Here is a 26125-nt window from a genome sequence, read left to right as displayed (position 1 = left end):
CCATTCAATGCTGAACAAAATCATCTCTTTCTCAGTCAGGAACAAACTGATAGTCGGGCTGCTGGTGCTTGCGCTGATAGGTTATGGCAGCTATGAGCTGACCCGGCTGCCGATCGACGCTGTGCCGGATATCACCAACAACCAGGTACAGGTAATCACCATTGCGCCATCCTTCGGTGCGACCGACATCGAACGATTGGTTACTTTTCCCATTGAGCAGGCCAACAATAATATTTCGGGGTTAAAAGAGATACGAAGCTTCTCGCGCTTTGGTCTTTCCCTGGTCACGATCGTTTTTGAGGACGATGTGGATGTGTATTGGGCAAGGCAGCAGGTCTCCGAACGCCTTGCGAAAGTGCAGTCGCAAATTCCCCAGGGTATCGGTACGCCGGAGCTCGGGCCCATCAGCACCGGACTCGGTGAAATTTACCAGTACGTGGTCCGTGCCAGGGAAGGTTACCAACACCGTTACGATGAGACCGAGCTTCGCACAATTCAGGACTGGATCGTACGAAGACAGCTACTTGGTGTGAAGGGCGTTGCCGAAGTGAGCAGTTTCGGCGGAAAGCTCAAACAATATTCGATCGAAGTGGATCCCGCGAAACTGCTTTCCATGGGGTTAAATATCAACGACATATTTACTGCGTTGCAGGAAAACAACGCGAACACCGGGGGCGCTTATATCGAAAAGGGACCGTCGGTGCTTTACATCCGCAGCGAAGGGCTTGTCGAAGACCTGGAAGATATCGGCAACATTGCCGTCAGGAACCTGCCCGATGGGCAGCCGGTGTTTATCCGTGATGTTGCCGAGGTTAGGACAGGATTCGCCACCCGATACGGGGCCATGTGCTACAATGACCAGGGGGAAGTCTCGGGAGCTGTGGTAATGATGCTGAAAGGGGCCAACAGCAGCGAGGTAATTACGGCCGTGAAGCAACGTGTGGCGCAGATCCGGAAAACGCTTCCCGAAGGTGTGGTGATCGAATCTTTTCTGGACCGCACCAAGATGGTTAACAATGCCATCGGGACCGTTGAAAAGAACCTGTTGGAGGGGGCGTTGATCGTCGTTTTCGTGCTGGTACTCTTTTTGGGAAACCTCAGGGCAGGCCTGCTGGTAGCATCTGTAATTCCGCTAGCCATGCTTTTTGCGGTCATCATGATGAACACGTTCGGCGTCAGCGGCAACCTGATGAGCCTTGGCGCACTGGATTTCGGCCTGATTGTCGACGGAGCCGTGATCATTGTCGAAGCGGTGATGCATCAGATCGCCCGGAGTGCCCGGTTTTCAGGCACCGAACGACTCACACAAACACAAATGGACGAGCAGGTCAACGAGTCGGCCGACCGCATGATGAACAGCGCTGTATTCGGGCAGATGATTATTTTAATTGTATACCTGCCCATATTCACCCTGCAAGGTATAGAAGGGAAAATGTTTAAGCCCATGGCCCAAACCGTGGCATTTGCCCTGCTGGGCGCGTTCCTGCTCTCGATAACCTACATTCCTATGATGAGCGCGGTGTTTTTGAGCAAAAAAGTACGCCATGAGCCCAATTGGTCCGACCGCGTAATGGGCAAAATTACGGCTGGCTACCTGGTCACTTTGGATAAACTGCTGCACTTCCCAAAACTCGTCATACTTTCCGCATTGCTCCTTTTCACTGTGGCGATATTTACACTTACTACCCTGGGGGGCGAGTTCATACCCGCGTTGGAAGAAGGGGATTTTGCCGTGGACACGCGTGTGCTTACGGGCAGCAGCCTGACCACCACAATCGCCAATACTACTAAGGCGGCACACATTCTTAAAACCCGCTTCCCCGAGGTGGAGAAGGTGGTTACCAAAATCGGCAGCGGCGAGGTCCCCACCGATCCTATGCCCATGGAAGCGAGCGATATGATGGTAATCCTGAAAGACAAAAGCGAATGGACCTCGGCAAGCACCTTCCCCGAGCTTTCGGAAAAAATGGGCCGCGCATTGCAGGAAGTACCCGGCGTCACAGCCGGGTTTCAATTTCCGGTGCAAATGCGCTTCAACGAGCTCATGACCGGCGCACGACAGGATGTGGTTTGCAAAATATTCGGAGAGGACCTGGATACGCTGGCATTGTATGCGGCCCGGCTTGGCAAACTGGTCAATCAGGTCGATGGCGCCCGGGACCTGTACATCGAAGCGGTATCGGGCCTGCCGCAGATCGTTATACGGTACAATCGGAACACGATCGCGCAATTCGGCCTTACCGTCGGGGCGGTGAACCGCATCGTCAATACCGCGCTGGCAGGTCAAAGCACGGGGATGGTTTTTGAAGGAGAAAAGCGCTTCGACCTGGTCGTAAGGCTCAGCCCGACTCAAAAAAGGAATATTGCACAGATCCGCGACCTGCTGGTACCTACCTCCGGCGGCACGCAGGTCCCGCTTTCGCAGCTGGCCGACATCCGCATTGTTACCGGCCCCAATCAAATCCAGCGGGAGGATGCCAAGCGCCGCATTGTGGTGGGCTTTAACGTTGCCGGACGCGACGTACAAAGCATTGTGAACGAGCTTCAAGCCAAAGCCGGCCAAAACTTGCAGCTACCGGCTGGCTACTACGTTACCTACGGCGGCGCTTTCGAAAACCTGAATGCGGCCAAAGCACGGCTGATGATCGCCGTGCCCGTGTCGCTCGTGCTGATCTTTGTGCTGCTGTATTTTGCCTTCAACTCGGTGCGCGACGGATTGCTGATTTACTCGGCGATCCCGCTATCGGCCATCGGAGGGATTTTCCTGCTTGCGCTCCGTGGAATGCCGTTCAGTATCAGCGCCGGGATCGGCTTTATCGCCCTGTTCGGTGTGGCCGTACTGAACGGAATTGTACTCGTGGCCGAGTTCAACCGGATTCGTAAAGCGGGTGAAAGCATTATTCGAAGAGCCATACTCGAAGGCGCCAGCCACCGGCTTCGCCCGGTCCTGATGACTGCTTTTGTCGCCTCGCTAGGCTTTCTGCCAATGGCGGTGAGCAATGGTGCCGGAGCGGAAGTGCAACGGCCACTGGCAACGGTAGTGATCGGCGGCCTTCTGGTAGCAACGGCGCTGACATTGTTCGTCTTGCCGGTGCTTTACATGGTATTCGAAAACCGTTCCCATCTCAAAGCAGGGGCTGTTGGCCTGGTGATCTCCGCTTGCCTGCTCGCACCCGGTCATGCCCGGGCCCAAAAGGAGATCGGCCTGGAAACTGCCATTAACCTCGCATTGAAAGATAATAGTCAGTTAAAAAGCGAAAAGTTACGGGCAGAGTACCGGCAGGCACTCATCCAAACCGCGGTCGACCTGCCGCAAACCACTATAAGTATCGAGACAGGCCAGATCAACAGCGCCTACACCGATACAAAGTTTGCATTATCCCAATCAGTACTGCTTCCGGTGGTCTACCGGCGGCAGCGTTCGCTTTTGGAGCAAGAATTTGAGGCAGGTGTCCTGCAAGCCTCGGCCACCGCGCTCGACCTGCGTCGCAATGTCACGCGCCAGTTTTATATGCTGCTTTACCTCAAACAAAAAGCCCGGCTTCTAAGCTCGCTCGACAGCCTTTTCACTGCGGTAGCTGCGCGCGCCAACGAGCGCCTGGCGCGGGGCGAGACCAACGTGCTCGAAAAGACAAGCGCTGAAATGCAGCTCGGACAAATCAGGCAGCAGCGGGGGCAGCTGGACGCTGATCACAAACTGGCGCTGGTCGCATTCAACCTGCTGCTAAACGGATCGGAACCGCATGAACCGCTCGACAGTCCGCTTCTCATTTCTTCCACCGTATACACGGACACCGCCAAATTATTATCGCACCCCTACATGCAGCTGGCCGGCAGGCAACAAAACATTGCCGACGCGGCTATCGCCATTGAAAAAGCCAGGCTTTTACCCGAATTAAACCTGACCTACAACAACATGAGCATGCGTGGTACCGGCGCAGACAATAAAATGTACAACGGCTGGCCGCGCTTTCAGGCTGCACAGGTGGGAGTGGGTATTCCCGTTTTCGCAGGTGCACAGAAAGCGCGCATCCGGGCGGCAAAGATCGCCGGTGAGGCTGTCCGGCAGCAATCTCAGAGCCAACACCGCCAGTTTACAGCCCGTTACATGGCAACGCTTACGAGTTACCGTCAACTGCTCGAACGCTTCGGCTATTTTCGGAACTCAGCCCTTCCCAGTGCCGAGCTGATGGTCCTGACGGCGAGCAGCCAGCTTGCGGAAGGTAATATCAACTACCTGGAATGGAGCCAGCTGATCGCGCAGGCCACTTCGATCAAAAACGAATACCTCGACACGATTGCTAACCTGAATCAAAATGCGATAGAACTGGACTATTTCCTTAGCCAATAAGCGAATGATGAATATCAAATTTCTCCTTTACACTGCGCTGGGCATTATACTTGGTTCCTGCGCGGGAAAAACGGCTGACCAGGAGTCTGCCGGCCAGATGCCGACACAAGAAAACGTCGCGAAACTCACACCCCGGCAAATCCGCAATGCAGGAATTGCCCTTGACTTTCCGAAAGTGAGGCAGGTTTCATCCGTACTGCGTTTGAACGGCAGGATCGACGTCCCGCCGCAAAATATGGTATCGATCAGCGCCCCGCTCGGCGGGTATCTCAAATCTACTAACTTGCTGCCCGGAATGCACGTGCAGAAAGGGCAAGTACTCGCCGTGCTGGAAGATCAGCAGTACATTCAGCTACAACAGGACTATCTGGCCGGCAGCGCCCGCATCAAATACCTGCGAACCGAGTATGAGCGCCAAAAGAGCCTCAATAGCTCCAAGTCGGTAAGCGATAAAACCTACCAGCAAGCCGAAGCCGACTTCCTGGCCCAACAGGTGGCGGTGGGGGCTTTGGCCGAAAAGCTCTTGCTGGCCGGAATCAATCCGAATCACGTAAGCGCCGACCGGATCTCGCGCAGCGTCAACATTTATTCGCCAATCTCGGGTTATGTGTCAAGGGTCAATGTAAACATCGGCAAATACCTGGCCCCTACCGAGGTACTTTTTGATTTGATCAACCCGTCAGATATCCACCTGGCCCTGAAAGTGTTTGAAAAGGACCTTGATAATATCCGCAAGGGGCAGCAGGTACTAGCCTTTACCAACTCCCGGCCAGAGCGCAAGCTGGCTTGCGAAGTGATACTGGTCAGCAAAGACCTGTCGCCCGAACGCACCGCCGAAGTCCATTGCCACTTCCAAAAATACGAGCATGACCTTTTGCCCGGCACATTTATGAATGCGGAACTTGCACTGGAATCCCGCAACGCGACCGTCCTGCCCGATGATGCCATCGTCAGCTTTGACGGGAAAGAGTACATATTTATTCCCGAAAAGGACGGATTTACCCTGACGGCCGTCCAGACGGGCCATAGCGAAAATGGAGTAACCGAAATCCTGAGCCCTGTCAATCTCCGGGACACGCGCTGCGTCACGAAAGGCGCATACTCGCTGCTGATGTTTTTGAAAAACAGACCAGACCAATAAGCTTCCTTCGTGTTCCCACCTAGCCTCCCCATTGGCTAGTCAATCAAATCAGCGTTTAGTGGTTGGAGATCTGGTGACACATACTCCTTCCGCGCCTTGACCGAAAAAATCAAATCTTCACTATAAAATTTCAGAAAGGCTGTTCGCTCAGAGAAAGGGCTCGTGAACAGGTGATTACAAGCTTCTAAAGAGCGACATGCGTCCACGCTTCAACCGGCAAGGATTTGTCGAAAAATTACCTACCGGAAGTTTTCGAGCGCGACTTTGCGCCGGATCCGACTCAAACTTTCCGGCTTCATGCCCAGAAAAGATGCAATGTATTGGACCGGCACATTGTGCAGTATTTCCGGGTGCGAGGCGATAAGCTTACGGTACCGTTGCTCGGCGTTGAGCGTGGCAAGTTCCTTCGACCGATTTTCATTATAAGTAATGGAGTGCTGAAAAACGGATATGCTGAAATCCTTCATTACGGGGCTGGAAGCGATCAGTTGGTCCAGTTCCGGTTTCGTAATTCTCAGGAGTTCGCATTCTGTAATGCATTCGACATTTTCGCCCGAGATGGTTTGGGCAATAAAATGGCCATAGGAAGTAAAAAAACCGGGCGGGCAATTAATGTGCGTCGTCACCTCGTCCCCGTTCTCATTATAGTGGAACAGGCGCAAGAAGCCGGAAACGATGTAGTACAAGTATTTAGGAACTGTCCCTTGCTCCTCAATGACCCGGTTCTTCGGAAAAAGGACAGGATCAAACGCCTTCCGGATCAGCATTGCTTCTGGTTCCGGAAGAGCGTGATCCTGCCTGATAAAATCGATGAGTTTGTTGTGCATTGACCGTCGCTTGATCGAGGCTTTCAATATAAGCAAAACTATTGAAGCAGGTTCTGGTGTTCCATCAGGTAGGCCAGTGCCGATGTAACAGCTTGTTCAGGTTTGCCGGGATTAAAACCAAGTTCCGTTCGCGCTTTTTCAATATCGAAATTTTGCTGCAGTCCCGAGAATATCTTTATGTCCTTTCGGGTCAGCAGGGGTGCCTTTCCCGAGAACTTCGCCGACAATTCCATCATGGCCGCCAGGCCCAGCAGCATAAATCTGGGCAAGGCTCCCGGCACCTTCAAATTCAGTTCCGGGTAAAGGCGGCTGGCCAACCGGGTCGTATGGGTAATGCTCATACACTGCTCGTTAGCCAGGATGTACCGTTCGCCCGGAAGTCCCTTTTGCGCAGCCAGGTAACACCCCTGGGCCACATCCCTGACATCGATCCAGTTCAAGGTGATTTTGGTGTCGACGGGAATCTGCTTGTTCAGGATCAATTTCAAAACGCCATAAGAAACATTCAACGGAAGGGTAGCGTCCCCTCCTATCATCGCCGAGGGCAATACGGCTACCAACTCAACGCCGAGCTCGTCGGCCAACCGAAATGCCAACTGTTCGCCGTCATTTTTCGAGTTGTAATACATGTCCCGTCTTTCGGGATTATAACCGTAGCGCTCCTTAGTAGGAAGTTTCGAATAATTAAGTGCGGCAACCGAGCTTACATACACGATTCGTTTGACCCCCATTTCAGCAGCGGCTTCAATCATGTTGCGCGTACCGTTCAGATTTACATCGTAAATCTCCTTTTGCGGATCCCTTGCCCAAAGCTTAAATGCCGCGCCTACCGCATAAAACACCTCCACACCTTCGAGTGCTTTTGCAAGCGAGGCTTTATCGGTAATATCGGCTTGAACTACCTCACAATCCATCCCCGAAAGCGATGCTTTGTTTTCAATATTGCGTATCGAAGCCCTCACCGGGATGCCCTTCGATATCAAAAGTCTAACCAGGTTGTTGCCCAGATGTCCGTTTGCGCCGGAAACCAACGCTAAATTCTTTTGTCCCATTGTTACTCTTGCTGATTGTTCGGGACAAAATTCAAGACTTCCGAATCGCCGGCGCTTGACATTTGTTATTTAATCATCCGCATTATACAAATACATAAGCATTGGAACATCCCGCTCACGAAATGGGCGTGTTACATCGAAAGTCCCCAAACAAACACATTCAGTACTGTTTCAAACAGTGAACCCAAATTCGACAGTCAGTCCAAATCGGGCTACACTTAGCCGCAGTTCCAAACTATTCCTATACGTTACGCATCACCGACCGCGGCAGAAAGGCCGGCGGCGGCCGGCCTTTACCCGGTCGTCTTAAAAACGCAAGCAGGTCGCCGGGTGCTTAAAGTATTGATTACTCGTCAATTGAGCATTTCATATGCATAAATCCAGGTGATATAGGCTCAGTTTCGGATCCTATGCCACCTGGCTACTCAACAATTAATATTCCTGGATTATGCGTTGATTCCTCCATCAACCGCAAAACTGCTCCCGGTAATATAGCCTGCTTCCGGGCCGGAGAGGAAGTTGACCATGGCGGCAATTTCCTGCGGTTTGCCTAGCCTTTTGAGTGGAATTGCGTTAGTGAACGCTTCGCGAATCGCCGGGTCAGCGGGCATCATGTCTGTGTCGATTGCACCTGGCTCAACGGTATTCACAGTGATGTTGCGGGAAGCCAGGTCCCAGGCCAGTCCACGGGTATAGCCGCTGATCGCGGCCTTGGTGGCGGCATAATCCGACATGAAAGGCCCTCCTATCCTTTTGCCTCCCACTGAGCCGATGTTGATGATCCTGCCGCCTTCCGGAATATATTTCACCGCCGCCCGCACCGCTTCGGAAACGGCCCGGATGTTGACATCGACCTGGCGATCATACTCACCCGACCTTTCGACGGCTTGATCCAATGGCCCTGCTACTGCGATGGCAGCATTATTGACCAGGATATCGATTTTTCCGAACTTACTGACGGCCTCGTTTATTGCCTCGGTCAATGCTCCACGCTGCGCAGCATCTGCTTTGATCCCGAGAGCACTTCCCCCATTTTGTGCAATTTCGTCCGCCAACTTCTTAGCTTTTTCTTCTGAGTTGACGTATGTAAAAACAACACTCGCGCCTTCTGAGGCAAGTCTTCTGACAATTGCCTCACCCATGCCACGTGTACCACCTGTAACAAATGCGACTTTTTCTGTTAATGTCTTCATGATCAAACTGATTTATTTTGGAATTATAGTTCCAGAATAAATATTTTGGAATTATAGTTCCAATAAGTTTGTATTTTTATCACGACACAATTGATCTGACGCTAAATCATAATCCAATGGCTAGAAACCGTAACTTCGACGAGCAGGAAATTTTGGACAGGGCAATCGACCTTTTCAAAGTTCGCGGGTATCGGGGTACTACGCCGGAGGAATTAGTCAATACGTTAGGTATCAGCAGATCGAGCCTCTATAACACCTTTGGCGACAAACATTCATTGCTGCTCAAAACACTTCACCGCTATTACGAAAAGACAGTAACTGCCCTGGAACACATTATTGCCGACACGGAGGATCCGCTGGCCGGGATCAAGTTAATCTTTAAATTGTCGATTGAAGGCACCTACCCGGGAGGTATGCCCGAGGGCTGCTTTTTGATCAACTCCATTATAGAGTTTGGTCCCGACGAGCCGGCAGCAGTTGAAATTGTCAAGAAAAGTATTGATGCTACCAGGGCCGCATTGCTCCACTTTGTGGCTTGTGGCAAAAAAACGGGGAAGTTTTCGGATAGTCTCGATACTGAGACCATGGCAGACTATTTGCAGAATTGTATTAACGGGATCGTGGTTTCAGCCAAAGCGGGAATGAGTCAGGCCAACTGTGAGCGAATGGTTGAAAGCACGCTGATATTACTGCACTAGCGACACTAGCCTGCTCGTATATTATGGATGGGCGTTCCGACAGATCTGATCCGTGGCTGCGCTTACCAGTGACAATCCTGTGATGTTTACAGATTTTCTTTTACAAAGTTTTCAGCGTATGTTTTGATCTGCTCACGGACGGCCCGGAACGCTTTCAGAACCTGTTCATCAGTACCCGTCGCTTTTGCCGGATCAGGGAAGTTGTGATGGAATTTCTTTGCATTATTGGGAAAACAAGGGCACCGCTCTAGGGCATTGTCACAAACAGTAATGACGAAATCAAAATCGATGTCGCCGTATTCATTCAGGTTGTTCGACGTGTGATTGGAAATATCGATCCCGTCTTCCTCCATGATCGCGATCGCTTTGGGATTCACACCGTGCGTCTCTACCCCGGCACTGTATACGGTGGCCTTATCTCCGGCAAAATGCCTCAAATACCCTTCGGCAATCTGGCTCCGGCAGCTGTTACCGGTACATAGCACCAATATTTTTTTCATGTTAGTTTTAATTGACTCCTATCGTTTTACTTCTACGCTCCAACAGAGTAATATTCCGCCAGGCTCCTTTCATTTTGCCGATTTTTTCACGGTAGCCGATGATGCGGAAACCATTGTTCTCATGGAGCCTGATGCTAGCCGGATTTTCCGGAAAAATACTGGCCTGCAACGTCCAGTACTCCTTGCATTCGCTTTCGGCAATTAAATGCTTCAAAAGTAAATCCCCTATTTTCTGTCCCCTGAAAGCTTCCGCTATATAAATGCTCACTTCCGCAACCCCGGCATAAACACAGCGACCGGAAACCGGTGTCAAGGCAGCCCAGCCCGCCACTTCTCCGCTATCGGAAACGGCTACGTACCGGAGATTCGCCACATGGGACTGATCCCACACCTCCCATTCCGGCGGACTTGTTTCGAGCGTTGCCTGACCGGTTGCAATACCCTGAGCGTAGATGGCCCGGACGGCAGTCCAATCTTTGGGTGTCAGTTCTCTGATCGTCATCGATAGGTTGTTATGATGGTTAATTAGCAACAGCCGCCTCCCGGTGTGCAACAAGACGCCTCCTCGCTGGCCGCAACCAACTTCGGCTCTTCCTTTTTATCGGCGGAATTGCAGCAAGACACGTCGGCCGACGATGTTCCACAGCTTTGATTGCGCGAAAGTGCCTTGCACTGCGTGAAGTCGGGGACCAAATTTACCGTAAATGTCTGGTCTTCGGTAACCAGCTCGCCCGGATACATCTGCCGCGTGTCGAACTTCGAATTGCCGAATTCAATCTTCACTATGGCATCCGGGCTCAAAGGCAGTGTTTTTTCTACGATCCCAACGATTTTAAGCGCCTTGCCCACTTTCATGGACCGGTCAGCTTCTTTGACCGAGGGCTCCCATAACTGCACGATAACCTCCGTCCAGCTATTCATCTGCCCACCGCAATCGACCGACGCGATCGGCGCCTGCTTGATTTCGGTAATATGATATGAGCTGTCTACGAACTTTCCTGCTTCATATTCGAATTGCAGGTGCAGATCAGGATTTTGTTCGAGCGTACTTTTGAAGTCACCCCACGTCATCGGACGCCGCGTCACCGGATTTGGTTGATTTGTCATAGCTTAATTGTTATAATGTAATATTACGATGGATTTAGTCAAAAAAATACCCGCCTAATTGCAGCAGGTAACCTGTTCAAAGGATTCCAGTAATGAGCCGAAGGCCTGCCTTGCCTCTTCCCACACCGGTGGATTAATGCAATAGCAAACGCGGGGAGGGTTAATCTCTCCCTGAATGATTCCAATTCGCTTCAACTCCTTCAAATGCTGGGACACGGTCGCCTGGGCAAGATCCAGTTCATCCACCAAGTCACCGCAAACACATGCCTTGCGGGCAATGAGCAGCTGTAAAATTGCCACCCGCGCAGGGTGTGCAAATGCTTTCGCCAGATCCGCGATCCGGTTTTGTTGCTCGGTAAATATTTCCGTTTTCGTAACTCCCATGATGCAAACATAAGAAAAAAAATTAATCGCAATATTACGATTTGTTTTTTTTAACGGACGCCTAAATACCGACCCAATTACTTCGAATGATGCACTGGAATTTTCGGAGTAGTGATCGGCGTCGACACACTAACGCATGTAAATCAATTTGATCTTGCCCCAGGCAATGCTGTGAGCAACTACCAGCTCGTCCAGCCGCCATCGACCAGCAGGTTTTGCCCGGTTATGAATGCCGATGCATCCGAAGCCATGAATACGACTGGCCCCTTGATATCAGCGTCATCAGCGAACCGCCCCAACGGGGTGAGTCTTTTATAATTTTCAATGAATTCCTCCTTGCCTTCCAGCTGCGCAACACCAGGTCCGTATCCACCCGGACTAATGCAATTGGCGCGGATGTTGTACCGGCCGTAAAAATTGGCCAGCCATTTGGTGAAACCCACCATTCCCCATTTGTCGTAAGTGTAGTTGACCGGACTCGTCATTCCGGTCTGTCCGTAAACCGGGAAATGCGGCCCTACTGCACCCTGGATCGATCCGATATTGATAATGCTTCCGTTGCCCGCCGCCTTCATGGGTTCGATAACCGCCCGCGTCATTAGCACAAGTCCGGTCGCATTGACACGCTGTGCCGCCTCCCAGCCAGTAACCTCTACCTCTTCCAGATTCTGAAATCCCTGCCTCGAAACCGCGTTATTGACGAGGATATCTATTCGCCCGAACATACCCATCACATTCTCGGCAAATGCCCGGATCGAAGATTCTTTTTCAAGGTCTACGCACATGGCCGTGGCCAGAAAACCGCGGGCCGACAGCCCGGACGCTAAATGCTCGCATGTGCTGACATTACGCGAGGCAATGACTACGTGAGCGCCTGCCTCCGCTAGGGCTGTGGATATGGGTGTACCAAAGAAGCCGGCCCCTCCCGTGACGATCGCTACTTTGCCCGTCAAACTGAATAACTGGTTCATCATCTGATTAAATTTTCCATCTTCCCGGCGTAAGAATTTCATCGGGGACAGCTGTAAACACTTGAATAAATTCGTTTCGAAGCGGTGCCGGGACCTCCGGCGCGCCGAGCAGCTGCACATTTTCGGCCAGTTGAGTGGAAGTATCCGCCCCCACGACAATACTGCCGATACCTGGCAGATCTCTAACGTAAGCAAAAGCCAGGCCTGCGATATCAGCGGGATAGTCTTGTGCAAAAGCATGAAGCTGCTTCAAAAATGGGATGGCTGGTTTGAGGTTGCCCTTGATTTGCCCGGGATCCATAAAAAACAATCCTTGCAGGAACACACTGCGCGCAAAAACGAGTTTCTGCACCTGCGCAAGACGCTGCAATGCGCCCGAAACGACCAGCCGCTGGTCAAAGATATTCACCGGTACCTGCACCGCTTCAATAAGAGGCTCCGACAAGCAAAAAGCAACGTCTGCCGGCTCATACACCGACACGCCGCCTATATCGATCAACCCCTGCTCCCTAAGCCGCGAAATGATCACCGGTAGTACGCCTGCCACAGCGTCCATCGGCTCCTCTCCCTTGTGCAGCAGACACACGGGCAGCTTGCTGATTCTCAGGCTTTCAACAGAAGCCCTGACACTGGCCTCTACCGATTTCCAGGCGCGCTCCAATGCACCGCCATCCTGCGGGGCAATCTTAAACTTCGAAACCATGTTCAGATCCGCTCCGGTATGCCCCGCCAAAAAGCGGCCCAACAATGCCTCGGAGGCACCATACTGCCGTGCCGTGTCGAAAGTGGTAATTCCTGCCTCGGTCGCCATGCGCAGCATATCCAGCGCTTCCCGATCACCGGGCATGCCTTGTGAATTGGATATCCCGTAAGGCATACCCAGCTGAACAGTCCCCAGTGTGAGCTGGGAAAAACGGTATCCTCTAAATGTGATTGTTTTCATGAATGCCTGCCGAAAATCAATAAAATTTTAATAAACACCAGTGATAGCAGGCGTTCTGATGCCGGGTTTAATCTCCCCGCTAATGTAAAACCACTGGTTTTGCCAATGTACCACCGGCAGTGTCACGCGGGCTGGGATACGTTGCTGTCTGCCCGCAAACTCCCAGGAATCGGTGTTGGGAAAGTAGTACAACAGGTCGTTGGTAATACCCGGGTGCGAGGAAGGCGTCTTATGCTGGGCCGTCACGGCATCGACCCCACCCCAGAACAGAAACCGGTCGCCCTTTAAAACCGGTAGCAAAGAACCACCGGCGGACATCCCCCTCGGCATCGCTGCAAGCTTTTCCCAATGTACGCTCCGCCGTCCGGCCAAATGCCGGATGCTCAGCCGGTATCCGTCCTGATGAATCAGCCTGTATGAATTTCCTTTGGAATTAATCGCGGTAGCCTCGCCGCTGAACATATAAAAGGCTCCCTCGAATGTCGCGCAAACCGGGAAAATACGCCCCGGACCAGGCCAGGGTTCCATTTCAGTCCAACCGGCTTGGATATCCTTCAAATCCAGCACCAGGCATTTAGCGAGCCCCGGACCGGTGGGTGAAACATTCCCCCCGACGACAATCAGAAGATCTTCTAGTACGGCGCCGGACATATTGGCCAATGCGAAAGGTAATGAAGGATATTGATGCTGCAACAGGGCGGCACCATCCCATTCATAGCCCATCACCCGGCTCAAATGTTCGCTTGCATTGCTCCCCCCGATGAGAATTACTTTGTTCTGATAGGAAACCGAAACGCCATATCCGGCAGCGGTTTCCATTTTTTGTGGCAGCTTTTTCCAGCTACGGCCCTGTTCGAGCAAATAAATCCCGTCATACCATTTCTTGAAGCCGCCATCCCAGGGATAACCGTCGGGGAAATTGGCGCCGCCCAGGCAGAGCAACGCACCATGGCTTACGCCCGCATACATGCCTGCAAACCCGCGTTCGTCAGGCAAGTCGGGCAAGGCATTCCATTTCAATGCGGTTTGTGCAACGGCCGCTTCAACTACCATCATCATTACTATAATTAAGAAATATTTCATAGATGCTTTCATATCACATGTCGACGGTCATCAACAACACAGCTCCCGGCCCGGGCTCGGCATAGCCACCGGTAATTAAAACCGATTTCCGATGCGGCTGGTCGGAGACAAAACACAGGTTACTGGTAAGCGGTAATGCGGTATCCAAACTGGCCAGCAACGTCGCCTCAGCCGAAAACACCTGAATAGCCTGCATGCCATAATGGGCCACCCACACACGCCCCTGTGCATCGGTTGCCAGCCCGTCGGGCAGGTTATCGATCGGCCTGCCCGAGCGATGCCCGGGCAACGTCGCCCAAACAAAAGCCGGCGGAACCGGCCCCTCGTTCAACGAAATGGCCCATATCCTGTTCTGATAGCTTTCAGCAACGTAGAGCAGTGCGTGATCCGGGGACAGAGCAAGTCCATTCGGATAATCCAGGCCGTCGGCAATGCATTGCTGCGACCCTTCTTTTCCAATTTTGAAAACCCTCCCGCTTTCGCGTACCGAATCGGTAAAAAATACATTACCGTAGCGGTCTTCGACCAGGTCGTTCGGGCACTGCACGGCATACCCTGCACATTGTTCATGAAGCAGCTCTCCGGTCCGACTGCCTGCGCGATCGAATTGCACGATGGCCCTCTCCGCACTGTCGCACACCAGGTGGGTGCCCCCGCTCGTGATAACCTGACCATTCGGGCAGCCTGCTTCGGCCCATCTCAACGGGGCTTCGCCCGGCCGCATCCGCAGGAGCTGACCGCCGCTTAAAGTCGTAAAGAATAAATTCCCTCCTTCATCCACACAAGGGCCCTCCGTATAGAAAGGCAGATCCAGGAGTTTCACCGTAGTGCTTTGCAGGTCCATAAGCTGTCAGACATATTCTTCAAAAGGGAACAGGGGCACCTTTCGGTTTTTGTATTCAAAAAGGGTCATATCGGCTTGGGTCACCCCGGCTGTATCGACCTGAATAATCGATGGGCAAACCTCACAATATGCTGCAATAGGCGCATTGACCCCCTTGGCCACAATCCCCCGGAAGCTATGCGGATCCAGACCAAAGGCGGTTAGTTGCCGCAGACTGTACGGTGGCGTGCGCCTGGTTGTGAGCATCACCGTATTGCCGCTCAGCGTGCGGACCACCGCCGTGGGGCCCATGTCGTAATGGACAAACCCGCCATGCCGCGGAGCATCCTCCGTAAAGTGCCCCTCGTATAATGCCAGAATGTCAACGCTCGTTTGAAAGCCCCTCTTTCCTCCCAGGGAAAGGGATGCACCCGCACCGACCTTCGCCTCAGCGCATTGTGCCACACTTTCAGGATCGTGTAAGCAAATAAAAAAGTCCGAAAATCCGCTTGCTTCAAGATGTTCGAGGATCAACGTGCTATTGCCCGGTGCCCCGCCTCCAATGTTGTCGCCCATATCCAGCAACAATACCGGTTGCGGGTGATCTTCAAAGTCTCTCAGCACCTCCCCGATCCCCGATTTTTTCCCGTTGAATGCCTGTTTGTTATCCAGCAAAAAGTCCGACAGCTGCGATGCCGCCTCCTGTGCCTGGCCGGCCGCCGCTGGCGAGTGGTTACGGTCCGCGATCATAATGAACCCGGATCCCATTTCCTCGACATCCGCGTAGGGAAAGCCAAGCAATACGCTCACCGCGGCCAGGCCGAAACGTTGTTCCAGCTCTTGCGCTAGCGTATAAAGCCCCAGGCAAGGCTGATTTGAAGTAAACTGCTGCTCGATGCTGATGGCCACAGGCGGCTTAACCAGGAATTGCACGGGCGAAATCTCCCCACGCAGCGTCCTGACCAGCAGCCGGGCGGCCGCCATACCGGTACGTTTCTGATCGATGTGCGGGTTGGTAGCATAGGCAATCAGGCCATTGGTTGCATCAACCATCGCATCACTAACATTGGCGTGAGGGTCCAGCGTACCGATGACCGGCACCTCACTTCCCAGTTTCCGTCTCAGCAACGACAACCAATGTCCGTCCATATCCGGGTACCCCTCGGCCACACCTGCGCCATGCGGCGCTACCAGGCAGGCATCCAATGCCCCCGCCTCGTCCAGAAGCTGCATCATACGATCCAGCAATTGTTCGTAGCAGTCCCTGGTAATCAGCCCTCCGGGCGTGGCCATGGCGTAAAATATCGGCACCAGTTCCATATCCGGAGCACCGTCTATTACCTCGATCAATCCGCTGATCTCATGGTTGGCACCCTGGTATTCGTCCCGGATCCGGCCTGATTCCAGCCAGTACCCTTCGCGAAAATCGGCCAGCGTCGTTGCGGATTGGATAAAAGTGTTAGTCTCATGATAAATCCCCAGCAATCCCACCCGCAAGGGTGTATGCTGAAAATCCCGTTTCTGCGGCGCTGATTCAATCATAATCGGGTTAGTTACTTAAATGAATGACCGCGTCGACTTCGAATTTGAGCAGGTCCCCCAAACATCCTATCAGCGTAGTGCGAGCAGGAAATGGCTCCCGAAAATATTCCCGGTAAATGGCATTGAAACTGGCCAGGTCCTGCTGTCGGCCAACGTAATTTCTCACCTGCACGGTATCGTCAAGGGTTGCACCCGCGGCCTCGACGATCCGTTTCAGATTATCAAACGCCCGGCGGCATTCACCCTCAAAAGTGTCGTTGACGATCTGACCCTGATCGTCGACGCTCGCCTGTCCGGAGACAAAAAGATATTCTCCCGAGACGATCCCCGGCGAAAAAGGTAAATGGCTCTGCGGGACTGGCCCGGTAACAACGTGTTTTGTTTTCATAGTACCCCGAATTTCTGATATGCCTCCATGGCCTTCATTCCGCTCCTGATCGCGTCGCGCGTGATGTTCTCGGCGGAGACCTTTTCGAGCGCCGCAGCCAGCACCTGTGCTTCTACCTGCTGCGGCACTACCACAATCCCGTCCTGGTCGGCCATCACCAGATCACCCGGCGCAAATTTCACTCCGTCGATTTCCACGACTACATCCAGGTCGACCACCTTCTGACGGTTCTGGCTGTCATAGGGGTTTTTACCGGTTGCAAATACAGGAAATCCCATGGCGGTCATTTTGTCGATATCGCGCACCGAACCGTGCACGACTACGCCCACACAGCCGGCATTACTTGCGGCGGTGGAAAGCAGCTCGCCCCAGATACCCGACCGGTTGGAACCGCCGGCCGCGCAGATCAGCACATCGCCGGGCTGGCATGAATCAACCGCCTTCAATTCGAGTTCATAGGGGTTGGGATCCTGATGGTACATATCCGCCCAGAGTGTGGTCTTGCAGCGGCCCATCAGCTTGTCGGTACCGGTATAGGCGAAAAAGGGAGTACGGGTAGCCTGGCCGGTAAACCCCAGCTGGTCGAGTACGTCCGCAAGTACGGCCACGTAGAGTTTGTCTTTCAGTTCTTCAATATTCATTTTTCAATTTGATTTAATACCTGATTATCAACAGGCTCTGTCCTGATATATCTTAAAACCACCACGCATACCAGCATCATACCTGCCGCGACCTTGAACATGGCAGAAAGCGGTACATCGGCATCCCGGAGCATCCCGCCTGCGTAGATTCCCAGCCCGCCTACGATGCAGCTGAACATATTGAGAATGCCATACGCCGTTGCCCGGTAGCGCGCATCGACGATCATGCTCAGAATAGGCATCATGTTCGCATCCGTGAAAGTGCGTGTGAGCGCATACAGCATGAAGCAGCCGATCGCCACAGCAAGCACGGCCGTATTACTGGCCAGAAAGATAGCCGGCGCGCCGATCAGCAAACCATACAGGGGTACCAGCACCCGCGCACGGGGGTTGTACCTGCTCCACCGGTCGGCCAGAAAGCCGCCCAGTAATACGCCCGCCAGCGATGCAGTGTGAAAATACCCGGTCGAATACACCCCGGCCATACTTTGTGATAATGCAAAATGTTCTTTAAAGTAGGTTGGCAACCACGCCACCACCACCCAGCCGACAATGCTGATCAATCCCCAGTACAGGATCGCAAACAGGTAAGACCGCGTCCTGAGCAGCCTGCCGATCGCCCCCGAAAAACCCGTGGGCCTGTTTAAGCTCCTGCCGGATTGCTGAATGCCTATCCGGGGATCACGCAGCGTGAGCGCCAGGAGCACTGCGTAAACGATGCCAAAACCTCCGAAAACCTTGAATGCAAAATTCCAGGAATGGTTTTCAGCAAGCCAGCCGCCGATAAAACCCAGGCTTTGCCCGAACATCACGCCGCCCATATGGATACCTGTGGCCAGCGATTTGGTCTTTTCCGGATGATAGTCCATGATCAGGGCCAGCGCGGCGGGAATGTAGCATGCCTCGCTGATGCCCATCAGCGCCCTGGTCGCCAGCAGTTGCTCGAAAGTGACCGCCTGCGAGGTAAGCCAGGTCACGAGTGACCATACGAGCAGACTGATGATGATCACTTTGCTGCGACTGAACCGGTCGGCCAGAAATCCCGCAACCGGGCTGAGCAGCCCGTACACCCAGAGGAAAACGGAGGTAAGCAGCCCGAACTGCGTCTCCGACATCGGGATCGCCGCCACAATGGAGCTGCGCATGGTGGTAATCATCATCCTGTCCAGGTAGTTGAGACAGCCCACCAGACAAAGCATAACAACCACCAGCCAGGCATACAAAGCCGGCTTGTCTTCCGGAAAGGGTTTTGCGATCTTCATGAACTGTGGGTTTGCAGGATATTCTTGATAAATCAGTCGGTGATACCGCTTAACTAGCTGACAGGCGTATAGAAATTCTCTATTTCCTCCATCATGGCCATAATCTGATCGTCGGTCCATGGAAGGGGCTTAGCCAGCAAAGGCGGCTTGGGTTCGCCAATGACGATATTGTAGCGTAAATACATCGCACGATTGAAAAAGGACCAGATAACCGGAATGATTGTCTCGATAAACTTCTGGAAAGTAAGCATATACTCCATGGCATGCATCGTTTCTCCGGCCAGGAACGACTCCCTGATGTATTTGCAGGTCGGGCCAAACAGATTGTAGCTCGTACCGATTGCCCCCACAGTACCGCAAAGCGCAGCCTGGCACATCAGCTCATCGGCCCCGCTGAAAAGCTTCCATTGTTCTCCCGCCCTGTTTTTGATCGTACTGATTTCCAACATCTTGTCGGTCGTCAGCTTCATGCCGTGCACCTGCGGCAAGGTCAGCAGCCGGTCGATCACCTGCATATTGGCCGCATTGCCGATCTGGTAGGGAAAGAAAGGTACATCGGTAGCTTGCGCGATGCGCCGGTAATGCTCAAAGGCCATTTCGGCCGACGCACCGTAGTAAATCGGGCCGACAGCCGAAATACCGTCAGCACCATGGTCGGCGGCGTGCCGTGCGAGGCGTATGGATTCTTCCGTATTGAGGGCGCCCACCTGTACCATCACCGGGATACGTTTTCCGGCTATTTCCAGCGTCAGGCGGGTAATCTGTTTGCGCTCTTCTTCTGAAAACAGGAAGCCCTGGCCTGTCGAGCCCAGCAGGTATAGTCCGTCCACTTTTTGGGCGATCAACAGTTCGATGAGCTTTTCGAGCTCCTTCGGATTAAGGCTTCCGTCCGGGTTCACCGGTGTAAAAAGCGCCGGCCACAGGCCCTGGAAAATAGTATTTTGCTCACGCATAATCTTGATTAAAAAGAGTTTGAATTGTTTTTATCCATTGATGTGACGGCATTGTATCCGTCGGAGGGAGTTGAAAACGCAGGTCCACCGCGTTCATATCTTTGAAGCCGCTGCCGGTTACCAGGCACACTACCGGGCGGCTCTTGTCCAATTCGTTTTGTCTGAGGGCGTTTTCCAGCCCCGCCAACGCCACTGCGCCGGCCGGTTCACAGAAAATGCCCTCCTTTTGCGCCAATGTCCGTTGCCAGCCGAACACCCGCTCGTCGCTGACGCTGTACCCATTGCCTCCCGACCGCCGGCAATGCGCAATGACGGCATCGCCGTCGATAACGCTGGCTACCTGCAATCCGCTGACCGCCGTTGTGGACGCATTCACGGGAACTGCCGCAGCTTTCCCGTTTCGCAGCGCGCCCGCGATCGTGTCGTTTCCCTCGGGCTGCACGCAATGCACCGTAAAGCCCGCGCCGGACTGCTCCGCTCCACGACATAGCCCCAATGTGAGGCCCCCGCCACCGGCCGGCACAAAAACCTGTACGTCGGCCGGCAATACCTCGGCTATTTCGGCGGCGATTGTTTCAACGCCCCTCATCGCAGACGGGCAATACCGGTAAGCACTAATCGGCAGCGGAAGGTTATGCATATGGCAAAGCGCCTCCAGGTGATCGAAAACGAAAGTGGTAGTCTGCGGATCTTTGCCAAAGTCTTTCACCATCACAACTTCCGCTCCGTAAAGCTGCATTTGCCGTACCTTCTGAACGGGCGCCCCGTCCACTGCGACAATCATGCAACGGATGCCTGCGGCCGCGCAGTAAGCACTCAGCGCCGCGCCGGTGTTGCCGCTGGACGTAGCGATGCACACCTTCTGGCCACGCATATTCATTTCCGAAACAAGCACGGCCGCGAACCGGTCCTTGTACGAGCCGGTCGGATTAAGGTTTTCCAGTTTGAAATACAATGCATCCAGGCCCAGAGCCGCCCCGATACTGCGCGACCGCACCAATGGGGTCTCGGCCTCACCGAGCAAAACCCGGCTTTCTGCCGCCACCTGGGGCAATAGCGCGGAATGTCTCCAGATGTTTTTCAAAATTGATCAGGGAATTGGTTTCTTTTTACACTGTACCCGCTGAAATTGGGTTTGAACCCGCCGTCCACGACCAATGTCGTTCCGGTAATATAGGAAGCGCATTCCGAGCTTAGCCAGCATATTGCCTCAGCTATTTCCTCCGGGTCTGCCCCTCTTCCCAATGGCACGTTGTCATTTACCGCGTCAATCAACCGCGTGCTTACATCATCTCCTCCGGCATCGCGGTAGTCGCGGCTCAATGCGGTCTCCACGTAACCCGGGCTCACGCCCACCACCCTGATCCCGCTGCGCCCGTAGGTAACTGCGAGTTCGGCGGTAAGGCTATTAAGTGCGCCCTTGGAGGCAATGTAGGCCGGGGAGGTGCCGGCAGGCCGGTCGGCCATCATGCTCGACACGTTCACAATCACAGCGGGTCGCCGCAATGCCTCCATCCGCAGCGCCACAGCCTGCGAGAGGAACGCCGGCGCCGTCAGGCAAATCCGCAGCGTTTTCTCCCAGGTCTTAACCGGTATTGTTCGCATGGTTTCAATTGTCCGCCAGGCTGCATTATTCACCAGCACATCCACAACTCCCCATTTTGCAAAAGCACTGCCGATAAGCTCGTCCCAAAAACCGGTTTCGCTCAAATCGCCTGGTAGCGATAAAACCTGCTGGTTATACCTTCCCTTCACCTCCTCTTCCAGCGCCGATAAGGCCGATGTATCGAGGTCGGTTAATACCAGCTTGCAGCCTGCCGAGGCAAATGCATTGGCTGTGGCACGGCCAATCCCTCCGGTAGCCCCGGTAATCAATACCACCTGATCCCTATTCATAAATCGTATGTTTTCCTTTTTGCGTAATGGGCAGAATGCCCCCCAGCGCATCGCCGGATTTCACTTTCACGATGGCCCTTTTGAGAAAGACAATCCCTGCGACGTCTGCCGAAACCGAATGGCTGACGCCGGACACCGGATCAAAAATGCGTCCGAAGTATTGGCCTGCACTGACTGTCTCCCCCAATGCAACGCCGGCCATCAGGATACCCTCGGCAGGCGAGGGCATTTTGCCCTGAAGATAGCCGCTGTCGGGACGGTGATCTTCCAACCAATAGGGTTCGGGCGACCGGCTTACCTCCCCTTCAATCATTCCCAAATACCTCAGCAGATTGATCACCCCGGCCACATAGGTATCGACTACTTGGCGGCGAAATCCGGTCCCACCCCCGAATTCAAGGTAAACAGCCGGAACTTTTGCATCTCGTGCAACCGACAAGGTCCGCCCCTGCGGCCGGTAATCGGTACCCCAGATCAACGGCACATCGAAGCACCGGGCCATTTGTCGTTGTATATCCAAGATACCCTCGTCAGGATGAAGCATATACCCTGCCAATGGGTGGATCTCGTAGGTCAGCCCGCCGGTATGCATATCCACGTAATAATCAGCCTGTTCTATCATCGAGCTGATCCGGGCCGCATAGGCTTCGGAAGCCGATCCGATGTGGTTACCCGGGCAAATCCGCGCCAGGTCCAGCCCGTCGCTCCCCTGCCGGCTCCCCCACCCGTAGGCATCGGGATTTACGACCGGGACCACCGTGACCTGACCGTGCGTCAGCATCCCAGGCAAGATTGCCGCAAGCTCAACTGCCGCAACCATCGGCTCATATTCGTCGCCATGCACGCCGGCGGAGATCAGTACGGCAGGGCCTTGCTGCTCCGCTGCAATGACGGTGGCCAGTTCGTTTTCAATGCGCTCCTTCATAGTAGGCTGCCCCGCAGGTGGGCTGGGCTGGGTCAAAGATGTTCAGCGTTTTAAAAAGAGCTGCGGCAAGCTGCCGGTGCCCGGTCTGATTGGGGTGCAGCGGATCGTTCAGCCACTCGCGATGGACCACTTCGGCCGACCGGCTCGCCATCGCGGCGCTCCATTCGGCATAATGATCCACCAGAATCACATTCTCCCGCCCGGCCACTTTTCGGATCACTGCCACGTATTCAGGGAGTGACACCCGCTCCGGGGCCTTTTCCGCGATAATCGGGTTGGGTGTATGCAGGATCGGCACGGCATTCATCGCACGGATTTGCGCTACGATCGAGGTCAGATTGGCTTCAAAATCCGCCAGGGTTACCTGATTGCGCGCGCAGTCATTCGTTCCCAGCATGACCGATACCACCTGCGGCCTGAATTGCCCCACACGCCAATCCATATCATTCATAATGTGACGGGTAGTATGCCCGCTCATGCCGGTATTAACGACGATGTCGCCTACCCGGGCCAATTCCCAGCGGAGGCGCTCCGCAAAAATTTCGGGATAGCTCCGATGCCCGTGGGTATGCTTGGCTCCTTGAGTAATGCTGTCCCCGGTAAAAACCCAAGCATCGCGTGTTTTGCCGTTCAGCAAAGCCGCGACCTTTTTCAGATCCTCTTCTGCCGAGGCCGCTTTCCTGCCCGTACGTACATGCGCGGTCGCCCGGGCGGGCAACAGGCCCGCGAACGCGCATGCCAGCGCACGCAGCAGAAAAAATCTACGTGCACGATAATGAAGCTCTTTCATACGGCCGCTTACTGGTACAGCCATTTTTGCGAGAACCGCTTTACGTTCGTCACCGACAAATGCGTCTTTTTCGCCTGACTTCCGGCACAGTAACCCAACAGCACGTCATTTTTGGTGAAATGGATTGCGATATAGCAGTACCAGCCATCCGGATCAGTTTCGATATTCCGGGTGTTGATCCAGGTTTTACCATCGTCTTTGGAAATAGCCACCGCCAGCGGCGTACGCTTGTCTTTCATCTCGGGCTGGCTGCCGTCGTTGTTGTTCCACACCAGCAGCAGATCCGACGTTCCGGGAATTCTTTTGATGGAAGCCGGCGAAAGCGGCGAAGCAATGTTGCTCGGCGCAATATGCGACCAGCTGGCTCCTTTATCGGACGAATAGGACAATTGCTGTACACCACCGCTCGCGCGAATGAACATCATAATCCGGCCGTCCTTCAATTCGATCAGTCCCGGCTCCTGGGTAATAATCTGTGAATTATTAGGTACCGCGGAAGACGACTTCCAGCTCGCACCCTGGTCATCGGAATAATAGCTGTACAGCGTAGCCTGATTCTGCCATTTGCCGTCGATAGCCCGATGCAGCGCGACGGCCATCATCAGCCGGCCATCGGCCAACTGGATCACCCGGCTGTTGTTCAGCACGAAATATCCTTTTTTGTCGGTAATGCAGGGAATGGGCTCACTCCATGTCTTGCCTTCGTCGGCCGAAGTTCTCATTTGCGGAATACAGTCCGTCTCCGAATTCTTTTTCAGGTAAAACAAGGCAATTTTCCCATTCTTCAACCGGAGCAGCGATACCGACATCACATTCATATCGCCTTCCTGCCGCACGATCAATCGGTCGGAAGAAGTCCAGGTCTTACCACCGTCGCGGGATAGTCTTCCGGCCAGGTAGGCAGGTGCGTGGTCACTGGTGGAGCTGCCCGTGTAACGGCTGTATATAAAAAGGATGTCCCCGTTTTTGAGTGTAATAAAATCCCCCTCACTATTTCGCGGATTATCCGGGCCGGGATTGAGCTGCAATGCAAGCTGCGGCTCGCCGCCCGACGGCTTTTGGGCGCGTATGCAAATGCCCGATGTAACAACCAGGAAGGTAAGAGCAGTAAGAACTAATTGTTTCATGAGGTTAAGAGTTTAATTCAGCAATGATCTGATTAATAGCCGGGGTTTTGTTTAACCTGCGGTTCGAGGCTTAATGTAGCTTCTGAAATCGGGAAAAGCAGCAGATAATCCTTACCGGCACGGTCCTTCAACGAGGGTATTTTTTCGAATGCCTTACCAAAACGCACCAGGTCCCACCATCTTTTTCCTTCAAAAACCAGTTCGAAAAGGCGCTCCTGCAGAATGGCTTCGTCGTTGGCATCCTTGCTACCGCTTACGAATACATGTTGCTTGTAGGCAGCGCCATAGGCCCGTTCCCGCACCTTGTTGATTTCCGCAGAGGGATCCTGGCCTAATGCATTCTTCGCTTCTGCTTTCATCAGCAGCAGGTCGGCGTAGCGGTACAGAATCACATCGTCCAGAAACAACCGGATGCCGGAGTTGACAAAACCATTGAACTTCACGGCCAGCGACCCCACAAATTTTTGCGTGCCCGACGCCGAAGTGTATACTTCGATAAAAGAGGCATTCTTCCGGCTGTCGTCCGCCGTAAACTGGCTACGGATCGTCGCGGACGGTGCCCAGTAATTCTGGCCAGCCGGCAGACCAATCGCCGCTCTGGTTGCCGCATCCAGGTCGGATGGCAAAAATGCCTGCGGGAAGTACATGAGGCTATAATGGTTGTCGGTCACTTCGATATCCTTGAAACGGACTGCCATCAGAATCTCCTTGTTGCCTTTATTGGTATAGTCAAAAACGTCTTCGAATTTGGGCAAAAGGCTTACGTCTGCCTTCTCAGCCTCGGTAATGGCTGCCAGCGCAGTGTTGAAATCGGCCTCACCCCCGCCGAGCCTCTTGGCCGTCCAGAGAAACACATCCGCTTTAAGGGCATTCAAAGCAGGTTTCGACCAGAACTGCCGTCCCTGCGCCAGGGTATTGGATTCACCAAAAAGTTGGGTGGCCTTCGTGATATCCTCCTTGATAAAAGAAAAAATCTCTTTCACCGGTGTGCGGGGCTTTTGGATGGAGGCCGGGTCGTAACCCTCGGTCGGCTCGGTTACCAGTGGCAAGTCGCCCCAGGTTTTGGCCATGGTGAAATACGTGAATGCTCGCATGGTGTACGCCTGGGCGAGGATATTGTTCTTAGTCGCCTCGGAGGTAAAGGTGATTTGCGGCACATACTTAAGAATCAGGTTGGCCTGGTGGACAATGTAATACATCCCCAGCCAGTTGGGCCCGGCCGTCGTCACATCCAGGCTGTTGTCGTGATACCGCTCGCGGCCGCCGGAACCCTGCACGCCCAAGCCCATCACCTCGCTGCGTCCTTCGCCCCACAGGTACAGGTTCTCCGATGCCTGTCTTCTCAAGAGCACATAAAGGCCGTTCAAAGCACCATTTGCGTCGTTTTCCGATTTCCAGTACGAGGCCTCCGTGATCACGCTCACAGGCGCGACATCGAGGTTATCGGTGCACGACTGGTTCATCCCGGCACATAACAATGCCAGGCAGGTCAGCATTTTATATTTTGTCTTCATCTGAACAGTCATGA

Annotated in this window: 25 protein-coding genes; 3 read left to right on the top strand and 22 right to left on the bottom strand. The window is 53.6% G+C overall.

Going from position 1 to position 26125, the window contains the following annotated elements; genetic code table 11:
* Nucleotides 1-7: 7 nt before the first annotated feature.
* Together J2Y43_RS09580 and J2Y43_RS09575 are read left to right on the top strand one after the other, a co-directional pair.
* Nucleotides 8-4351 (top strand): CusA/CzcA family heavy metal efflux RND transporter, encoded by a 4344-nt coding sequence (locus J2Y43_RS09580; protein WP_309981968.1) that lies wholly within the window; start codon nt 8-10, stop codon nt 4349-4351.
* Nucleotides 4352-4355: 4 nt separating this feature from the next.
* A complete protein-coding gene (locus J2Y43_RS09575; RefSeq protein WP_309981967.1) occupies nt 4356-5492 on the top strand; it encodes an efflux RND transporter periplasmic adaptor subunit in 1137 nt (378 codons plus the stop codon).
* Between the two features lie 239 nt (nt 5493-5731).
* Here the strand turns inward: J2Y43_RS09575 and J2Y43_RS09570 are convergent, their stop codons facing one another.
* The 3 genes from J2Y43_RS09570 to J2Y43_RS09560 all read right to left on the bottom strand — a co-directional run bounded on the left by J2Y43_RS09570 (nt 5732) and on the right by J2Y43_RS09560 (nt 8564).
* Nucleotides 5732-6319 carry a Crp/Fnr family transcriptional regulator gene (locus J2Y43_RS09570; RefSeq protein ID WP_309981966.1) on the bottom strand — a complete coding sequence of 196 codons (588 nt, stop codon included), beginning with the start codon at nt 6317-6319 and terminating at the stop codon, nt 5732-5734.
* Nucleotides 6320-6357: 38 nt separating this feature from the next.
* Nucleotides 6358-7371, bottom strand: coding sequence for an NAD-dependent epimerase/dehydratase family protein (locus J2Y43_RS09565; protein ID WP_309981965.1), 1014 nt, complete (start codon nt 7369-7371; stop codon nt 6358-6360).
* A 446-nt stretch (nt 7372-7817) separates the two neighbouring features.
* A complete protein-coding gene (locus tag J2Y43_RS09560; RefSeq protein ID WP_309981964.1) occupies nt 7818-8564 on the bottom strand; it encodes a 3-oxoacyl-ACP reductase family protein in 747 nt (248 codons plus the stop codon).
* Nucleotides 8565-8680: 116 nt separating this feature from the next.
* Here J2Y43_RS09560 and J2Y43_RS09555 point away from each other — a divergent pair, with 116 nt between their 5' ends.
* Nucleotides 8681-9262, top strand: a complete 582-nt coding sequence (locus tag J2Y43_RS09555) for a TetR/AcrR family transcriptional regulator (protein WP_309981963.1) — start codon at nt 8681-8683, stop codon at nt 9260-9262.
* 86 nt (nt 9263-9348) lie between these two features.
* Here the strand turns inward: J2Y43_RS09555 and J2Y43_RS09550 are convergent, their stop codons facing one another.
* From J2Y43_RS09550 to J2Y43_RS09460, 19 genes are all read right to left on the bottom strand, one after another.
* On the bottom strand, nt 9349-9762 hold the full coding sequence (locus J2Y43_RS09550; protein ID WP_309981962.1) for an arsenate reductase ArsC: 414 nt from the start codon (nt 9760-9762) through the stop codon (nt 9349-9351).
* Nucleotides 9763-9769: 7 nt separating this feature from the next.
* Nucleotides 9770-10264, bottom strand: a complete 495-nt coding sequence (locus J2Y43_RS09545; RefSeq protein ID WP_309981961.1) for an N-acetyltransferase family protein — start codon at nt 10262-10264, stop codon at nt 9770-9772.
* Between the two features lie 23 nt (nt 10265-10287).
* Complete coding sequence (locus J2Y43_RS09540) at nt 10288-10869, bottom strand: DUF6428 family protein (protein WP_309981960.1); 582 nt, start codon at nt 10867-10869, stop codon at nt 10288-10290.
* 54 nt (nt 10870-10923) lie between these two features.
* Complete coding sequence (locus J2Y43_RS09535; RefSeq protein WP_309981959.1) at nt 10924-11253, bottom strand: metalloregulator ArsR/SmtB family transcription factor; 330 nt, start codon at nt 11251-11253, stop codon at nt 10924-10926.
* Between the two features lie 179 nt (nt 11254-11432).
* Complete coding sequence (locus tag J2Y43_RS09530) at nt 11433-12227, bottom strand: SDR family oxidoreductase (RefSeq protein WP_309981958.1); 795 nt, start codon at nt 12225-12227, stop codon at nt 11433-11435.
* A gap of 4 nt (nt 12228-12231) precedes the next feature.
* The gene (locus tag J2Y43_RS09525; RefSeq protein WP_309981957.1) at nt 12232-13167 is read right to left on the bottom strand and encodes an aldo/keto reductase; all 936 of its coding nucleotides are present in this window, start codon (nt 13165-13167) and stop codon (nt 12232-12234) included.
* Nucleotides 13168-13194: 27 nt separating this feature from the next.
* Nucleotides 13195-14250 carry a hypothetical protein gene (locus J2Y43_RS09520; protein WP_309981956.1) on the bottom strand — a complete coding sequence of 352 codons (1056 nt, stop codon included), beginning with the start codon at nt 14248-14250 and terminating at the stop codon, nt 13195-13197.
* A gap of 13 nt (nt 14251-14263) precedes the next feature.
* Entirely contained in the window at nt 14264-15094 is an 831-nt protein-coding gene (locus J2Y43_RS09515) for an SMP-30/gluconolactonase/LRE family protein (protein ID WP_309981955.1), read from the bottom strand.
* 6 nt (nt 15095-15100) lie between these two features.
* Nucleotides 15101-16615 carry a M81 family metallopeptidase gene (locus J2Y43_RS09510; protein ID WP_309981954.1) on the bottom strand — a complete coding sequence of 505 codons (1515 nt, stop codon included), beginning with the start codon at nt 16613-16615 and terminating at the stop codon, nt 15101-15103.
* A gap of 7 nt (nt 16616-16622) precedes the next feature.
* On the bottom strand, nt 16623-17003 hold the full coding sequence (locus J2Y43_RS09505; protein WP_309981953.1) for a RidA family protein: 381 nt from the start codon (nt 17001-17003) through the stop codon (nt 16623-16625).
* Nucleotides 17000-17644, bottom strand: coding sequence for an RraA family protein (locus J2Y43_RS09500; protein WP_309981952.1), 645 nt, complete (start codon nt 17642-17644; stop codon nt 17000-17002). Before J2Y43_RS09500 ends, J2Y43_RS09505 begins: the two co-directional genes overlap by 4 nt.
* Complete coding sequence (locus J2Y43_RS09495) at nt 17641-18906, bottom strand: MFS transporter (RefSeq protein ID WP_309981951.1); 1266 nt, start codon at nt 18904-18906, stop codon at nt 17641-17643. Before J2Y43_RS09495 ends, J2Y43_RS09500 begins: the two co-directional genes overlap by 4 nt.
* Nucleotides 18907-18959: 53 nt before the next feature.
* Complete coding sequence (locus J2Y43_RS09490; RefSeq protein WP_309981950.1) at nt 18960-19859, bottom strand: dihydrodipicolinate synthase family protein; 900 nt, start codon at nt 19857-19859, stop codon at nt 18960-18962.
* Entirely contained in the window at nt 19852-20943 is a 1092-nt protein-coding gene (locus J2Y43_RS09485) for a PLP-dependent lyase/thiolase (protein ID WP_309981949.1), read from the bottom strand. Before J2Y43_RS09485 ends, J2Y43_RS09490 begins: the two co-directional genes overlap by 8 nt.
* Entirely contained in the window at nt 20940-21755 is an 816-nt protein-coding gene (locus J2Y43_RS09480) for an SDR family oxidoreductase (protein ID WP_309981948.1), read from the bottom strand. The genes J2Y43_RS09485 and J2Y43_RS09480 overlap by 4 nt, the downstream gene beginning before the upstream one ends.
* Complete coding sequence (locus J2Y43_RS09475; protein ID WP_309981947.1) at nt 21748-22716, bottom strand: M14 family metallopeptidase; 969 nt, start codon at nt 22714-22716, stop codon at nt 21748-21750. Before J2Y43_RS09475 ends, J2Y43_RS09480 begins: the two co-directional genes overlap by 8 nt.
* Complete coding sequence (locus J2Y43_RS09470; RefSeq protein ID WP_310226466.1) at nt 22664-23470, bottom strand: SGNH/GDSL hydrolase family protein; 807 nt, start codon at nt 23468-23470, stop codon at nt 22664-22666. Before J2Y43_RS09470 ends, J2Y43_RS09475 begins: the two co-directional genes overlap by 53 nt.
* 8 nt (nt 23471-23478) lie before the next feature.
* Nucleotides 23479-24597 (bottom strand): sialidase family protein, encoded by a 1119-nt coding sequence (locus J2Y43_RS09465; RefSeq protein WP_309981945.1) that lies wholly within the window; start codon nt 24595-24597, stop codon nt 23479-23481.
* A 32-nt stretch (nt 24598-24629) separates the two neighbouring features.
* Nucleotides 24630-26111 carry a RagB/SusD family nutrient uptake outer membrane protein gene (locus J2Y43_RS09460; RefSeq protein WP_309981944.1) on the bottom strand — a complete coding sequence of 494 codons (1482 nt, stop codon included), beginning with the start codon at nt 26109-26111 and terminating at the stop codon, nt 24630-24632.
* Nucleotides 26112-26125 lie beyond the last annotated feature (14 nt).

Source organism: Dyadobacter sp. BE31, assembly GCF_031457695.1.
Classification (GTDB): Bacteria; Bacteroidota; Bacteroidia; order Cytophagales; family Spirosomataceae; genus Dyadobacter.
The sequence above is the reverse complement of the archived record's forward strand: the minus strand, read 5'-3'. Positions and strand labels throughout refer to the sequence as shown.

Excerpts from the sequence above, each read along its gene's own strand:
- J2Y43_RS09490 (WP_309981950.1), bottom strand. The coding sequence starts at position 19,859 with ATGCGTGAGCAAAATACTATTTTCCAGGGCCTGTGGCCGGCGCTTTTT.
- J2Y43_RS09555 (WP_309981963.1), top strand. The coding sequence starts at position 8,681 with ATGGCTAGAAACCGTAACTTCGACGAGCAGGAAATTTTGGACAGGGCA.
- J2Y43_RS09580 (WP_309981968.1), top strand. The coding sequence starts at position 8 with ATGCTGAACAAAATCATCTCTTTCTCAGTCAGGAACAAACTGATAGTC.
- J2Y43_RS09530 (WP_309981958.1), bottom strand. The coding sequence starts at position 12,227 with ATGATGAACCAGTTATTCAGTTTGACGGGCAAAGTAGCGATCGTCACG.
- J2Y43_RS09505 (WP_309981953.1), bottom strand. The coding sequence starts at position 17,003 with ATGAAAACAAAACACGTTGTTACCGGGCCAGTCCCGCAGAGCCATTTA.
- J2Y43_RS09470 (WP_310226466.1), bottom strand. The coding sequence starts at position 23,470 with ATGAAAGAGCTTCATTATCGTGCACGTAGATTTTTTCTGCTGCGTGCG.
- J2Y43_RS09500 (WP_309981952.1), bottom strand. The coding sequence starts at position 17,644 with ATGAATATTGAAGAACTGAAAGACAAACTCTACGTGGCCGTACTTGCG.
- J2Y43_RS09560 (WP_309981964.1), bottom strand. The coding sequence starts at position 8,564 with ATGAAGACATTAACAGAAAAAGTCGCATTTGTTACAGGTGGTACACGT.
- J2Y43_RS09495 (WP_309981951.1), bottom strand. The coding sequence starts at position 18,906 with ATGAAGATCGCAAAACCCTTTCCGGAAGACAAGCCGGCTTTGTATGCC.
- J2Y43_RS09515 (WP_309981955.1), bottom strand. The coding sequence starts at position 15,094 with ATGGACCTGCAAAGCACTACGGTGAAACTCCTGGATCTGCCTTTCTAT.
- J2Y43_RS09535 (WP_309981959.1), bottom strand. The coding sequence starts at position 11,253 with ATGGGAGTTACGAAAACGGAAATATTTACCGAGCAACAAAACCGGATC.
- J2Y43_RS09565 (WP_309981965.1), bottom strand. The coding sequence starts at position 7,371 with ATGGGACAAAAGAATTTAGCGTTGGTTTCCGGCGCAAACGGACATCTG.
- J2Y43_RS09510 (WP_309981954.1), bottom strand. The coding sequence starts at position 16,615 with ATGATTGAATCAGCGCCGCAGAAACGGGATTTTCAGCATACACCCTTG.
- J2Y43_RS09480 (WP_309981948.1), bottom strand. The coding sequence starts at position 21,755 with ATGAATAGGGATCAGGTGGTATTGATTACCGGGGCTACCGGAGGGATT.
- J2Y43_RS09520 (WP_309981956.1), bottom strand. The coding sequence starts at position 14,250 with ATGAAATATTTCTTAATTATAGTAATGATGATGGTAGTTGAAGCGGCC.
- J2Y43_RS09575 (WP_309981967.1), top strand. The coding sequence starts at position 4,356 with ATGATGAATATCAAATTTCTCCTTTACACTGCGCTGGGCATTATACTT.
- J2Y43_RS09550 (WP_309981962.1), bottom strand. The coding sequence starts at position 9,762 with ATGAAAAAAATATTGGTGCTATGTACCGGTAACAGCTGCCGGAGCCAG.
- J2Y43_RS09465 (WP_309981945.1), bottom strand. The coding sequence starts at position 24,597 with ATGAAACAATTAGTTCTTACTGCTCTTACCTTCCTGGTTGTTACATCG.
- J2Y43_RS09545 (WP_309981961.1), bottom strand. The coding sequence starts at position 10,264 with ATGACGATCAGAGAACTGACACCCAAAGATTGGACTGCCGTCCGGGCC.
- J2Y43_RS09540 (WP_309981960.1), bottom strand. The coding sequence starts at position 10,869 with ATGACAAATCAACCAAATCCGGTGACGCGGCGTCCGATGACGTGGGGT.
- J2Y43_RS09460 (WP_309981944.1), bottom strand. The coding sequence starts at position 26,111 with ATGAAGACAAAATATAAAATGCTGACCTGCCTGGCATTGTTATGTGCC.
- J2Y43_RS09525 (WP_309981957.1), bottom strand. The coding sequence starts at position 13,167 with ATGAAAACAATCACATTTAGAGGATACCGTTTTTCCCAGCTCACACTG.
- J2Y43_RS09570 (WP_309981966.1), bottom strand. The coding sequence starts at position 6,319 with ATGCACAACAAACTCATCGATTTTATCAGGCAGGATCACGCTCTTCCG.